The organism is Veillonella rogosae JCM 15642 (genome assembly GCF_002959775.1).
In the GTDB taxonomy this organism is placed as follows: domain Bacteria; phylum Bacillota; class Negativicutes; order Veillonellales; family Veillonellaceae; genus Veillonella; species Veillonella rogosae.
In genome coordinates, this window is record NZ_PPCX01000010.1 from 1 (window position 1) to 14,317 (window position 14,317).

The 14,317-nt window shown below is 41.0% G+C and carries 12 protein-coding genes and 5 tRNA genes; 1 reads left to right on the forward strand and 16 read right to left on the reverse strand.

What is annotated here, in order from left to right:
* The 16 genes from tuf to hcp all read right to left on the reverse strand — a co-directional run.
* The coding region (gene tuf / locus VRHSUH09_RS05235) for an elongation factor Tu (RefSeq protein WP_105081599.1) at nt 1-1,148 on the reverse strand (1,148 nt) is incomplete at its 3' end.
* 293 nt (nt 1,149-1,441) lie between these two features.
* Nucleotides 1,442-1,518: transfer RNA gene (locus VRHSUH09_RS05240), tRNA-Met, on the reverse strand.
* 5 nt (nt 1,519-1,523) lie between these two features.
* Nucleotides 1,524-1,599 (reverse strand) — tRNA-Thr (locus tag VRHSUH09_RS05245).
* 32 nt (nt 1,600-1,631) lie between these two features.
* Nucleotides 1,632-1,707, reverse strand: a tRNA-Met gene (locus VRHSUH09_RS05250).
* A 5-nt stretch (nt 1,708-1,712) separates the two neighbouring features.
* Nucleotides 1,713-1,797, reverse strand: a tRNA-Tyr gene (locus VRHSUH09_RS05255).
* A gap of 10 nt (nt 1,798-1,807) precedes the next feature.
* Nucleotides 1,808-1,883 (reverse strand) — tRNA-Thr (locus VRHSUH09_RS05260).
* 311 nt (nt 1,884-2,194) lie between these two features.
* The gene (brxF, locus tag VRHSUH09_RS05265; protein ID WP_043005784.1) at nt 2,195-2,659 is read right to left on the reverse strand and encodes a BREX-3 system P-loop-containing protein BrxF; all 465 of its coding nucleotides are present in this window, start codon (nt 2,657-2,659) and stop codon (nt 2,195-2,197) included.
* A gap of 28 nt (nt 2,660-2,687) precedes the next feature.
* The gene (locus tag VRHSUH09_RS05270) at nt 2,688-4,103 is read right to left on the reverse strand and encodes a hypothetical protein (RefSeq protein WP_105081600.1); all 1,416 of its coding nucleotides are present in this window, start codon (nt 4,101-4,103) and stop codon (nt 2,688-2,690) included.
* Nucleotides 4,100-4,753, reverse strand: a complete 654-nt coding sequence (gene hypB, locus VRHSUH09_RS05275) for a hydrogenase nickel incorporation protein HypB (RefSeq protein WP_105081601.1) — start codon at nt 4,751-4,753, stop codon at nt 4,100-4,102. Before hypB ends, VRHSUH09_RS05270 begins: the two co-directional genes overlap by 4 nt.
* Nucleotides 4,754-4,768: 15 nt before the next feature.
* Complete coding sequence (gene hypA / locus VRHSUH09_RS05280; RefSeq protein WP_054748724.1) at nt 4,769-5,110, reverse strand: hydrogenase maturation nickel metallochaperone HypA; 342 nt, start codon at nt 5,108-5,110, stop codon at nt 4,769-4,771.
* On the reverse strand, nt 5,103-5,930 hold the full coding sequence (locus VRHSUH09_RS05285) for a bifunctional 5,10-methylenetetrahydrofolate dehydrogenase/5,10-methenyltetrahydrofolate cyclohydrolase (RefSeq protein WP_009350992.1): 828 nt from the start codon (nt 5,928-5,930) through the stop codon (nt 5,103-5,105). Before VRHSUH09_RS05285 ends, hypA begins: the two co-directional genes overlap by 8 nt.
* A gap of 118 nt (nt 5,931-6,048) precedes the next feature.
* Complete coding sequence (locus VRHSUH09_RS05290; protein ID WP_174683238.1) at nt 6,049-8,016, reverse strand: penicillin-binding transpeptidase domain-containing protein; 1,968 nt, start codon at nt 8,014-8,016, stop codon at nt 6,049-6,051.
* On the reverse strand, nt 8,016-9,434 hold the full coding sequence (locus VRHSUH09_RS05295; RefSeq protein ID WP_105081603.1) for a CCA tRNA nucleotidyltransferase: 1,419 nt from the start codon (nt 9,432-9,434) through the stop codon (nt 8,016-8,018). Before VRHSUH09_RS05295 ends, VRHSUH09_RS05290 begins: the two co-directional genes overlap by 1 nt.
* 69 nt (nt 9,435-9,503) lie before the next feature.
* The gene (sdaAA, locus tag VRHSUH09_RS05300; protein ID WP_105081850.1) at nt 9,504-10,376 is read right to left on the reverse strand and encodes an L-serine ammonia-lyase, iron-sulfur-dependent, subunit alpha; all 873 of its coding nucleotides are present in this window, start codon (nt 10,374-10,376) and stop codon (nt 9,504-9,506) included.
* 11 nt (nt 10,377-10,387) lie between these two features.
* A complete protein-coding gene (sdaAB, locus tag VRHSUH09_RS05305; RefSeq protein WP_105081604.1) occupies nt 10,388-11,050 on the reverse strand; it encodes an L-serine ammonia-lyase, iron-sulfur-dependent subunit beta in 663 nt (220 codons plus the stop codon).
* 680 nt (nt 11,051-11,730) lie between these two features.
* Nucleotides 11,731-13,296, reverse strand: a complete 1,566-nt coding sequence (gene hcp, locus VRHSUH09_RS05310) for a hydroxylamine reductase (RefSeq protein WP_009352266.1) — start codon at nt 13,294-13,296, stop codon at nt 11,731-11,733.
* A 272-nt stretch (nt 13,297-13,568) separates the two neighbouring features.
* Between hcp and VRHSUH09_RS05315 the strand changes: the two genes are divergently transcribed.
* The gene (locus tag VRHSUH09_RS05315; RefSeq protein WP_009352426.1) at nt 13,569-14,294 is read left to right on the forward strand and encodes a Crp/Fnr family transcriptional regulator; all 726 of its coding nucleotides are present in this window, start codon (nt 13,569-13,571) and stop codon (nt 14,292-14,294) included.
* Nucleotides 14,295-14,317: the final 23 nt, after the last annotated feature.

A 14,317-nucleotide genomic window follows, 5' to 3' on the forward strand; every position in this document is an offset into this window, starting at 1 on the left:
TGGCCACCTTCGCGAATCGCGAAACGAAGACCTTCTTCAATAGCGATTGGTGTAATCAATTCGATGTTCATTGTTACGTTATCGCCAGGCATACACATTTCTACACCTTCAGGAAGGTTTACAACACCTGTTACGTCTGTTGTACGGAAGTAGAATTGTGGACGGTAGTTGGAGAAGAATGGAGTATGACGGCCACCTTCTTCTTTAGTCAATACGTAAACTTCTGCTTTGAATTTTGTGTGTGGTTTGATGGAACCTGGTTTAGCCAATACTTGACCACGTTCGATGTCTTTACGGTCAACACCACGAAGCAATGCACCTACGTTGTCACCTGCTACTGCAGAATCCAACACTTTACGGAACATTTCAAGACCAGTTACTACGTATTGTTCAGCTTTTTCTTTCAAGCCTACTACTTCGATAGTATCGCCAACGTTTACTTGACCACGTTCAACACGGCCAGTTGCTACTGTACCACGACCAGTGATTGTGAAAACGTCCTCTACAGGCATCAAGAAAGGTTTGTCAGTATCACGAACTGGTGTTGGGATGTAGGAGTCTACAGCGTCCATCAAGTCGTCGATTTTAGCTACATATTGAGCGTCGCCTTCCAAAGCTTTCAAAGCGGAACCTACAACGATAGGTACTTCGTCGCCAGGGAATTCGTAGGAGGAAAGAAGTTCACGAACTTCCATTTCTACTAATTCAATCAATTCTTCGTCGTCAACCATGTCAGCTTTGTTCAAGAATACTACGATTGCAGGAACACCAACTTGGCGAGCCAACAAGATGTGTTCGCGAGTTTGTGGCATAGGGCCGTCAGCTGCGGAACATACTAAGATAGCGCCGTCCATTTGAGCCGCACCAGTGATCATGTTTTTAACATAGTCAGCATGGCCTGGGCAGTCAACGTGTGCATAGTGACGGTTAGCAGTTTCATACTCAACGTGTGCAGTGTTGATTGTGATACCGCGTTCACGTTCTTCTGGAGCTTTATCGATCATGCTGTAATCTTGGAAATCAGCTTGGCCTTTTTCAGCCAATACTTTAGTGATTGCAGCAGTCAAAGTAGTTTTACCATGGTCAACGTGACCGATTGTACCGATGTTAACATGCGGTTTCGTACGTTCAAATTTTTCTTTTGCCATTAGGATTGTATCCTCCTTCACAAAAACAAATTACATTCTAGTATTAATATAATATATTAACCCTAATTTATCAATGGAATATAACATTCTCCTACAAATTATTATACCATATATACAAATGCACAAAAAAGTCGACCGATACGAATCACTCCTATCTATCGACTTTATTTTATAACGTCACATCTCTTACTTTATAATCTTAATCTTTCTTAGTATTAAAGATTAAATATTATAGTGTTGCTATTATGGTTTATGGGTAGAAATAAAAAAATCCTCACCAACGTGAGGTTTAATGGTGGCGGCACACGGACTTGAACCGCGGACACACCGGGTATGAACCGATTGCTCTAGCCAACTGAGCTATGCCGCCATGTATGGAGCTAGTGACCGGGATTGAACCGGTGACCTTATCCTTACCAAGGATACGCTCTGCCGACTGAGCTACACCAGCACAATGAACGATCATTTCACTGTGAATATTTGTGGTTGCGGGGACAGGACTTGAACCTGCGACCTTCGGGTTATGAGCCCGACGAGCTACCAACTGCTCCACCCCGCTATAGATGGTGGAGGGAGAAGGATTCGAACCTTCGAAGTCGAAGACGGCAGATTTACAGTCTGCTCCCTTTGGCCGCTCGGGAATCCCTCCATAAATAAAATGGAGCTGGCGATAGGAATTGAACCCACAACCTGCTGATTACAAGTCAGCTGCTCTACCTATTGAGCTACGCCAGCATCATTACGACAAGATGAATTGTATCATCTGCCACACTAAGTGTCAAGAACTTTTTAAAAACTTTTTTGAAGCTTTTCATCGTTCACTGCGGTATCCCTTAGTGCTTAATCATAATAACATGAAACGATACCCTATGCAAGTATTTTGTCAAAAAAAATTTACATTTCATTAAACCCACATAAAATACAGTAATTTCAAGTTTTTATGGAGTAGTTATTAAAAAAGCAACCAAAAAAGGAGATAGTAATCTATCTCCTTTTGATACATTTATAGTTTTCCCTATATTTTACCAATATGTTCAATTTTGTAGTTAGTCGATTACAACAACATGATCTGGATGTGCAATAGTAACTACAGCATGTTTTGGATCATTGTTATGTTCTAAGTACAACTGATTCCCTTCAAGGTGACCACGCCAGCCAACGACAATAGGATACTTCTTACTAATAGTTTTTAGTAATTCAAATGGTTCTAAATTTAAGATTGGCGCAAAGAATACATTAATGCCATCGAGCAATACTACTTCAGTATCACTACGGCTAAGAGCACGACAAATAACTTCTTCTGCTAATTGAGGACGTTCATCACGAGGCACAAGTAGGAATTCTTCTTCGATAAGCTGTTTAGCTTCCAAGTATTTCCAACCCTTTTGCTCGGACAATTCACGAATTAGCAAACTTTTACCAGAACCTGGACCACCAACGATAAACAATATACGTTCATCATCGTTTTGAATTTTTTCCCAACGTTCTTTTACATCTTGTACAGTAACCATATCCTTTGCCTCCTCGCTGTGACCTATCCTACTTAACCGGACGGTCAGATAACATAACGGATTTGATATATTGGTTTTTTTCATCTAGGGCAAACTGTAAATAAGAATTGCTTGCCGCTGGATTTTTATATTCATATACAGTAGACGTGCCCGAATTCGTTGTAGATTCAACGATACGAGTTGGCATACCGTACACAAAGAGCAATAAATACTTAGTATCGCCCATCGCAATACCGCGACGTGTTGGCGTGTAAATATTTAATAGTACACGATTGATGAGATTCTTTTTATCTACACTTACGCCGTATTCATTATAGCCAATGAACGCAGAGCCGAAGAGCATGCCCTGATGTTTCCAGTCATTATTAGAATCGTTGATAAAGTGATCATTTAGCTGTAAGCCACGCAACACGAAGTCATCAGCAGTCAATTTGCCCGCTTCGAAATCATATACCGGTGCTTTTGGTAAACCAAATCTAGGCCATACTTGACCACTAATCATATCAACAGCCTCTATATTGCTTTGTTTAATAGTAAAAGCAATATATTCCTTCTGTTGACCAAGCATAGATTGTTGTTGACTATTACTATTTGTATTCTCTACAGGACTCTTAAAATCCTTTTTTTGTGGCCATGAATTTTCAGAATGACCTTCATAAAGGAAAATATATGTCTCATTTTTTTGATCACGCCACATCGCATTAGGACTGCCATAAGCAAATACCAATTCCATACGCGTGCTACCAGGGCCAATATCACGTACAGTATTGACGCCTTTTTTCGTACTATGAATATTGGTAATAGTATTTGGTTCAAAGAAATACGTCGCCCCTTGACCACGCAATGGATCATTTACCAAGCGCTCTACAGAAGGACCTGTATATACAGTTACGGCAAGATCTTTCATATGATAGGTAGTAAAGTTATCTCGCACTTCTGTCTTGTCTACATCTTTAGGCACGACAAATTTGTCTCCCAAGCGGTAGGTAGCAATAGCATAATCATCTTCAGAACCTAAGGATGGCAAATCATTAGCGGTATAGGACTTACCAATATCTGCTAAATTATTTTGAGTAATGCTCGGCAACGGCCCTTCATTTTCGCTAGCCGCTTGCCAGAACTGTATAGAGTCACCAAATTCAGTAACTGCCATTTGTTCCGCCAACCACCCTGTTTTAGTGCGCTCATTTTTAGTCGTTGCTTCAGGTTTAACGACTTTTATGGGCGCATTATCAAGATAGGCTAAGCTATCAGCTTCGCCAGATGCCTCTCCGCCGCCTTGACCAATTGTAGCATCTTGGGCCGCCTCGTTCGTTTCATCAGTAGTTTCTATTGCAAAAGGATTAACTGTAGAAATTGCAGGCTCCTCTGCATATCCGATAGTAGTAGCAGATAAACCTACAAGGAGGGCCGCTACAATACGACTCTTCATAGAATAGTTCATCGATTAGTCTCCAATTGTGCACGCAACCATGTCAGCCAAGGTTCAAGACCATTATGGGCCGTGCAACTTACTTCAAATATCTCTCCATTAGGATTTAAATTACGAATATCTTGTATGGCCTGTTCCTTTTTGAAAGGCACATACGGCAACAAATCAATCTTATTAATGAGGATGGCCTTAGACTCTTTAAAGATTAATGGATATTTAAGTGGTTTATCTTCCCCTTCAGTAACAGATAAAACTGTTACTTTCATACTTTCACCAATCTCAAATTCTGCAGGACATACTAAATTGCCTACATTTTCGATAATGATCATATCAAGATCATCAAGATTTAAATCACCTAAGGCATCTTGAATCATCTGTGCATCGAGATGACAACCACCAACTGTATTAATTTGGATAACAGGCACGCCTAAGGCATGAATTCGTTCTGCATCCTTAGCGGTAAACAAATCACCTTCAATAACAGCTAGACGATAATCCTTTTTTAAATCTTGTAAGGTAGCCTCTAAAAGAGATGTCTTGCCAGCCCCTGGAGAACCTAACAAGTTAAATACAAATATATTTTTTTCCTTAAACAACTGTTGCAAGGACGTTGCAATGGCATCATTTTTTGCCAGTACATTGGTTTTAACTTGAACTTGCATGTCCAAACCTTTCTATCAATCGATATCCATGGAGGTCACTTGTAATTCGCGGCCCCCGATGGTTTGTACGAAATGACTGTCACAATGAGGACAGATAAACTTATAGTTTTCTACAGGAAATGTCTTATCACAATCTAAGCACTTTCCTTCTATGGGAATTGTGTTGATTTCAATGCGTGACCCTTCAGCAGGAGTTCCTTTAGTAACGGCTTCCCAACAAAAAAGCAACGAATCTGGCTCTACCCCACTCATAAGGCCCAAATCGAGTTGAACGGAATGAATCACAGATGCATCGTGTTGGCGTAACGTATCGAGGGCTACATCAAGTATGCCTTCTGCTATAGACATCTCATGCATGGTATGCCTCATATACAGCTTCAAGCATCATAGTAGTCGTTACAGAGCCTACACCACCAGGTACTGGAGTAATTGCAGACGCAATATCTTTTACCGCTTCATAATCAACATCGCCTACCGTCTTACCTTCTAGTTCATTAATGCCTACATCGATAACAACAGCACCTGGCTTAATCATATCTGCTGTAATCATATGAGCACGACCCGCTGCAGCAATAACGATATCGCCTCGTTTTACTTGCTCTGCCAAATCAGGAGTTCTAGAATGGCACATTGTAACAGTACCATGTGCACCAAGGGTCATAAGAGCTACTGGTTTGCCAATAACTTGGCTACGACCGATTACTACCACATGTTTCCCCTCTACAGGAATATCGTAGTGATTCAAAATTGCCATGCACGCCTTAGCTGTACAAGGGGCAAAACCACCTTTACCTGCAGTTACAAGGCCAATATTATACGTAGTTAAACCATCGATATCTTTTTTAGGATCTAGCATATCAATAAGAGCCTCTGTATCAATGTGTTTAGGCATCGGCATTAACGGTAAAATTCCATGAACAGCCGCATCATTATTTAATTCTTGCAATGCTGTAACTACTTCATCCTGTGTAGCCGTTTCAGGTAATTCCTTTAATACAAAGCCATAGCCAAAGTTCTTAGCTGTCTTTTCCATAAATGTAGCATACATATGAGCCCCATGGTCTTCACCAACGAGTAATACTGCCATAGTAATTACAGAGTCGCCTACTGCTGCAACTTTTTCTTGTAAAATCGCCTTGTGAGCATCTGCTACTGCTTTACCGCGTAATTCGATCATGTGTATCTCCATTCATTCAAACTATCTATAAAATAAGGTGCCTCCGGAGAGGCACCTAAGTCTCTTATTCTATTATATAACGAACTGTCTATAATTTCTAATTATGACCGAATTCGTTTTATCTACGGAAATGAACAGTAATTGCTGTACCAGCCTGAACAGTTGTACCGCTACTTTCATCTTGAGATGTAGCCGTACCAGTTCCATCCGGTTTAAAGGCAAGTCCCGCCTTATGTAACCAATCACGCACTTCACCATAGGTAAAACCAGTAAAGTTAGGCAATGTAACAGAACCATCACTTCCCGGTTTTGGTTCAGGTAGTGTATTAGCAGCTTTAACAGCTACTGGTGTACTTTCTTTAACATACGGACTCATTTGGTAATACCGTACAAGCTGAGATACGATGTCCTTAAATACAGGGGCTACAATTTGACTACCATAATAAGAACCCTTTTGTGGGTCATCAATAACGACAAGAACTACAAATTTTGGATCCTCTACAGGGCCAAAACCAATAAAGGACGCAATATATTGTCCGTCGAGATAACCGCCATGTTTAGTATCTAGTTTTTGCGCCGTACCAGTTTTACCGCCGAAGTGATAACCTTCTACCATCGCTTTTGTACCGCCACCTTCAGATACTTCTTTTTCTAGAATATCTACAATGGTTTTAGCTGTTTCCTCCGGAACTGGTTGTCCCACAACAGATGTTTCAGTCGTACTTGTTACATCGCCTTGAGAGTTACTATAAGACTTGATGATATGTGGTTTCATCATAGCCCCACCATTAGAAAGTGCACCAAAGGCGCGAACCATTTGTAATGGTGTAACCGCAATACCTTGACCGATAGACATGGTTGCCACGTCTAGCTTACTCATATCCTCTGGATTATACAAAATACCTGCTCCTTCACCAGGCAATTCAATACCTGTTTCAGAACCAAAGCCATAATCACGTACATATTTCGAGAGAATATCTGCCCCTGTTAATGTACCAATTTCAGCCATACCAGTATTAATAGAGTACTTCAAAATATCTAGCAAACGAACAGGACCATATCCCTCACCATTCCAGTTTCTAATGATATGTCCATTGGCAGCGAAGGCCCCTTTATCGTTATACACAGTGTCTAACTTCCATTTGCCTGCTGCAAGAGCTGCAGATGCAATGATAGGTTTGAATGTAGAACCTGGTTCATATAAATTGGTAACCGCAATATTTTTGAAAGCCTCTTCACCACTTTGGTTGTAGTTATTAGGATCATAACTTGGACGATTGGCCATCGCTAATATTTCACCGGTCTTTGGATCCATAACGATAACGCTGGCATGCTTAGCTCCTGTATCAACCATCGCCTTATCAAGAGCGCGTTCTGCAATAAATTGAATTGTTGCATCGATGGTTAAGGTTACGCTTTTACCCTTATCTGGTAAAAATTTAGATAGTACGGAACCAAAGATGGCATTCCCTTTATTATCAGTAGCTACAATTTCTTGTTGTACGCCCCCCTTTAATTCGTCATCGAGAACCATTTCTAGACCATCAAGCCCTTTATCATCAGTGCCGACAAAGCCTAATACTTGTGCCGCTAAGACACCATTTGGATAATAGCGCTTAGATTCTTCAACGAAATTAAGGCCTGCAATATTATTATCCTTAATAACTTGTTGTACCGCTTTTGATTTGTCTGCATCCATCATACGATTCAACCAGACAAAGGCGGTATCCTCTTGCAAAGCTTTTACAATATTCTCTTTTGACATCGTTACATACGGTGAGATGAGCTCCGCAATCTCTTGAGGAGACTGTTTAATCATCTTCGGATCCGCATATAAAGATTTTGTAACTACACTCATCGCCAATGGCTTGCCATTACGGTCATAGATTGTACCCCGCGGCGATTGTAATTTTCTATCTACTTGAACTTGTAATAAGTTTTTCTTCTCTAGGTCAAAGGTATCAAAGACCTGTAACTGTGCTAAACGACCGATAAGGACGAAAGCAACGGTCATGAGTATGGCAAGGCACCATGTAGTGCGACTCCAATCACTCATGCGTAATAACGCTTTATTTAATAACTTCATCATTTCTCCACTGGACGGCGTAACTTATGGTCTAATGCATCATATAGCGCATCTGGTTCATTGGTAATCACTCCATTTTGTACCTGACCTAATAAATACTGCAATCCTTCCCCCACTTTATTCCCTGCAAGCTTAATAACACGTTCATCATAATTTAAATCCTTTGTATGGATAGGCATCTCTAGGCTCAGATCTGCCATACATTCACCAAAGGCTAAGGTTCCATCAGTCGATGCATAAGGCTTCCCACAGCCTAACACATCGGCAGCACAAACCTTGGCTAATTGCTCCCATGCAGTTCGCATGATTTGGCTATCACGGAATTCACCACTACGAGCCTCTTTACGAAGCCATTTTTTCTCATTCGCATCGCCATTTTGTACAAAATAATGGAAACGCATATGATTTTTTACAATCCACGCTACTCGCTGTACAAAAGCTTTAGGGTAACCTAAACGAGTAAGCAAGGTTTCTGTCATTTCAGCCCCTAAGGTATCATGACCACGATCTGTGAGGCGACCATTCACCACAGCACGCACCGTAGGCATCCCCTTCGCTACATCGTGTAGTAATGCACCCCATCGCAAGGTCAAATCAGGCTCTGTATTAGATACAACGGCTAATGTATGGTACCAACCATCGAACTGGTGAAAGTCTTTTTCTTGCGGTAAATTCACAAGGTGATATAGCTCAGGCAGAATAGGAACCTCTCGAGCCACGCCGTTTTCAACTACTCGACATGAACATTCTGCCAAGCGTGATTGCACCAATACATCTAATCCTTTAGCCACCGCTGGCTCAAGCATGAGACGATTTATTTCATCCCGAACGCGCTCTAAGGATAATCCAGAGACGCGATGAAAAGCCTTAGGCATAGCTTCTAATAAATCTTTGCTAGGCAAGAAGTCTAACTTCGCCACAAAACGACACGCTCTAAATAGACGCAATGCATCTTCTTCAAAACGTTTCTGCGCATCGCCAATGGTACGCAAGGTCTTATGCTTGATATCACGGCGTCCACCTACAAGGTCAATGACCTCACCAAAGCGATTCATAGCCATGCCATTTACAGTAAAGTCACGACGCAATACATCTTCTTCTAATGTATCGGCATAGGTGATTTCTTCTGGTCGATGACTATCCGCTCCATATCGTTCAGTTCGATACGTTGCAATTTCATATTGCTTACCTTCTAATGTAGCTACTACTACACCAAAGGATTTTCCTACTAAGTCTGTCGTTTGAATACCTTGACCGCGTAGGACTTCAATGACCGTATCAGGACGTGCAGACGTCACAATATCAAAGTCATGAGGCTTTTGATGCATCAAAATATCGCGCACTGCTCCACCAATGATATAAGCTTCATAGCCTGCTTCTTCTAATACAGTCAATATTCGATTTGCTTGTTCCATCATGCACACTCCTTTCTGAACTAGTCTAACTTTTATTTTACTACAAATGAAAGCATGAAAAAAGTGCAATCCTTATAAGGATTGCACTCTTTCAGCAATAGCTGTACCTGTCGGTGTTACCGCAAGACCTCCATCACTTGTTTCACGCAATGCAGCAGGCATAGCGCGACCAATATTATTCATTGCTTCAATAACCTCATCTGGTGGAATTTGGCTTTCAATATTCATCAAAGCCATCTCAGATGCAGTAATAGCGTGGACTGCATAGAAACCATTACGCTTAACGCAAGGCACCTCTACGAGACCCGCCACAGGATCACAAGCAAGACCTAATAAATTTTTCATACACAATGCAATGGCATGGCCTACCTGACGTGGCGTACCACCCATCATTTCTACGATAGCCCCTGCAGCCATACATGCAGCTGTACCAATTTCAGCTTGGCAACCACCTACTGCACCAGCAACGCAAGCGCGATTAGCCACTACATTACCAATGCCGGAAGCAGCTAAGAAACCTTTCACTACAGTAGATTTATCTAGTTGATAGTGATCAGCCACGGCTTTCACAGCACCAGGCATAACACCACAAGACCCCGCTGTTGGACAGGCAACGATGCGGAACATTTTTGCATTTGCCTCGTTTACAGCAATAGCATAAGTCATCGCCTTATACGCAATTTCGCTCATAAAACGTGGAGATTGACCGTCAAGCTGTGCCGCCTGACCACCGGACATACCAGACGCCGTTTTATCAGTATATGCAATACCATCTTGGATAGACATTTCAAAAATATCTAAGCGATGCTCAATTTCCCGAATAACCGCCTCTTCATTGCGGTCATAATTTTCTAATTCATAACGCAGCACTACATCACCGAAGGAAATGTTGTTTTCCTCAGCTAGGCGAATAATATCTGCAATTGTATCATATGCATAGCTCATCATTCACCCTCCTATAACGCTTCAAAGGTCATGACATCTTGAATGCCTGGACACTCGCGCATAAACTGAACTGTAATGGGATTTACCACCGTGTCGGTAGTAATGACCATGACTGCATCCTTGTGCTTACCCTTACGGAATACACGCATCGTTGCAATATTAATATCAGACTCACTCAAGGCTTGGCTGATAAGAGAAATCGCACCAGGACGATCCTCGTGGAATACGACGAGCGTGAACTCATCACCGGTAATAGACATATCATTACCATCCACTTCGGTAATCATTATTTGACCACCACCGAGAGATCTACCGATAACAGTCATATGACGATTATGGTCATCATACATATCAAAACGAACCACATTAGGATGACCAACATCTAAAGGAGACTCGATAAAAGTATACTCCATCCCCTCTTTTTTTGCTAAATCATGAGCGATGCGAATATTCGTATCATCCTCTTTATAACCTAACAAACCGCCTACCAAAGCACGATCTGTACCATGACCTTTATAGGTCTTCGCAAAAGAACCATATAAAGTTAAATCTACCTTTTTAGGAGTGGATCGGAAAATACACCGCGCCATCTTACCTAGCCGCGCAGCACCCGCTGTATGCGAACTAGACGGACCAATCATAACAGGCCCTATAATATCAAAAATACTATTCATACACGCCTCTATATACACATAAATAATGTGAGAAAATTCTTACTTTACCTATAGTATAACAATCAATATTGACCAATGTCTATATGCACATTAGTGATATATTTGTGCGCATACAGAGGACTAACACACCTCCTCCCCTAGCACTATTTATATGAAAACTATCAAAAGAGTAGTATATTGATGGGACGCCTTCTTATCTACAGTTATAAAAAGGAAAGACTATACTTATGCAGCGATCTCCCCTCAACACACTAGTTTTATAAAAGCTATCGTAGGGAATAGTATATTGATGGGACTTATGTTCCGCAAACGTTTTACTAATGGGCACCACCTATTGAGGGCCGAAACGCGTCTATCTCCCAGCACATACTATTTTGGGAAAATCTATCAGAGAAGTAGTATATTGATGGGACACCTCCATATCTACAGTTATAAAAAGGAAGGACTATACTTATGCAGCGACATCAGGTCACGAGGAGCAAAGAAGTATAGTCCTTCCTTTTTAACTAGGTTGTAGATACGAAACTGGGCCCCATCAATATACAGCCACTAACAGATAGCTTTTACAAAATAGTAAAAAACGCACCTAAGGATAACCCTAGGTGCGTTATTTATAACAACAGTCCTAAATCATAAAAGAGAGGGGAAGTAGGACTGTGGTTAACAGATTAATGATCCGATTAGCCCAAGATAGCTTTCAAGTCAGCTTCTGGAGTTGTAATTGGATGCAATTGGAATTTCTCTACCAAAATGTTCAATACATTATTGGAGAAGAATTTAGGCAAGGATGGGCCGATGTAGATGTTGCGGATACCCAATGCCAACAATGTTAACAAGATACATACCGCTTTTTGTTCGTACCAGGACAATACCAATGTTAATGGCAAGTCGTTTACGTCACATTCAAAGGCACCAGCCAAAGCTACTGCTACTTGAATAGCGGAGTAAGCATCGTTACATTGACCCATATCAAGGATACGAGGGATACCACCGATTTCACCGATGTTAAGGTCGTTGAAACGGAATTTACCACAAGCCAATGTCAATACTACTGTATCTTCTGGAGTTTGTTTTACGAAGTCTGTGTAGTAGTTACGGCCTACTTTAGCACCGTCACAACCACCTACTAAGAAGAAGTGTTTGATTGCGCCAGCTTTTACAGCGTCGATTACTGTATCAGCAATGCCCAATACTGTGCCATGACCGAAACCAGTAGTTACTTCATGACCACCGTTAATACCAGTGAATTCTTGAGCTTCTTTGTAGCCGCCCAATTCGATAGCACGGTTGATAACTGCGGAGAAGTCTTTTGTACCATCTGCATTTTCTTCGATGTGTGCACAACCGTCGAAACCTACCATATCTGTAGTGAAGATATTTTCTCTGTAGTTTTCTTTTGGTGGCATAATGCAGTTTGTAGTGAACAAGAATGCGCCAGGAACGTCAACGAATTCTTTTTGTTGGTTTTGCCATGCAGTACCGAAGTTACCTTTTAATTGAGGATGTTTTTTCAATTCAGGGTAAGAGTGGCAAGGCAACATTTCACCATGAGTATAGATATTTACACCTTTACCATCAGTTTGGATCAACAATTGTTTCAAGTCGTGAAGGTCATGACCAGTTACAACGATGAAAGGACCTGGTTCTACAGTCAAAGGTACTGTAGTTGGTACTGGTGTACCGTAAGATTCTGTATTAGCTTTATCAAGAACAGCCATACATTTCAAGTTAACTTCGCCGAATTCCATCAAAAGACCAAGCCATTCTTCAGCGCTGTGATCTTTCGCCATTTCTACTAGACCTTTAACGAACCAAGCGTCAACGTCAGCATCGTGGAAACCAAGGCGAGCAGCATGCCATGCGTATGCAGCCATACCACGCATACCTAACAATAATGTGGAACGAAGGGATACGATATCTTCTTCACCTTTCCACAATTGTTCCCAATCAAAGTTTTGTTGAGTGCTGTCCACTTGTGCATGGTAAGCGTTTACTTCGTCGATGAACGCTTGAACGCGGTCTTCAGAGAAGTTAACGTTTGTTACACACATGAATAAACCACGCATTAAATAATCGATACCTTCTTTAGTGTGGCCTTTTACGTCTAAAGCGCGAGCCAAGCCAACCAAAGCAGCAGTTAATTCGTCTTGTAAGTTTGCAACTGGTGCAGTTTTACCACATACACCTTGTACTGTACAACCAGCTGGTGCTGCAGATTGTTCGCATTGATAACAGAACATGCTCATTTAAAATCCTCCTTTGCGAGACTTCCTCGCATTCAAGCTAGATAATATAAAACCTATACATTACACTGATGTTTTATCAGTTCTCTGTTCGATTACATTTGAAAGTATAACGTAAAGGTGATACAATTTCTGTAGCTTGAGCAACAAATAAAAACTTTTTCAAAAATTTTTCCTGGCTCCCCTTGTGGAACAGGTAGACCATTTGGTCCTATACTTCTATTATACAATAATCATTTTTAATTGCTATAGACTTTGTCACATCGGAGGTGCTTATGAAGCAAATACTTTCTGAAGATATTATCAATCAATATATGCCTACCCTCGTAAATTGCCCGCTATTCAATAAACTTGGAGAAAATGAATTGCGTGGCTATTTACACAATGCTAAAGTAATTGTTCATAGCTACAAGAAAAATGACTTCATCGCCCTCTCGGGTGATCCAATGGATGGCATCGGCGTTATTTTAGAAGGCAGTGCTCTTTTAACTCGAGAAAATATAATGGGCCAACGTGTTATCATGGCCAATCTAGAGCAATCCGATATATTCGGCGAAGCATTACTATTCAGTAAGCAACCTTTATGGCCTGCTACGATTAAAGCAACAAAGGCTACAAAAATTATGTTCATACCACTTGAAACATTTATCGAAACATTGCCAGAATGCCATCAATGTCAAACGACAATCTTATCTAATCTATTAGAAGACTTATCGGAAAAAGCAATTCTCTTAACGAGAAAAGTACATTATCTTACATTAAAAGGGATGCGTGAGAAGATCTTTGCATACTTAACAGATATTTATAAACGCCAACACTCTAAAACAATCCAATTGCCGCACAACCGTGAGCAAATGGCCGAGGTGCTCAACGTATCTCGCACAGCGCTTAGCCGTGAACTAGGCCGTTTACGTGATGAAGGCATTATCGACATTACAGGTCGTACCGTAAAACTACTAAATATTGAAGAAATTGAAGAATTTGGTTTTAATAGCTTTTAGTACCATCTAATCAGTTCTACAAA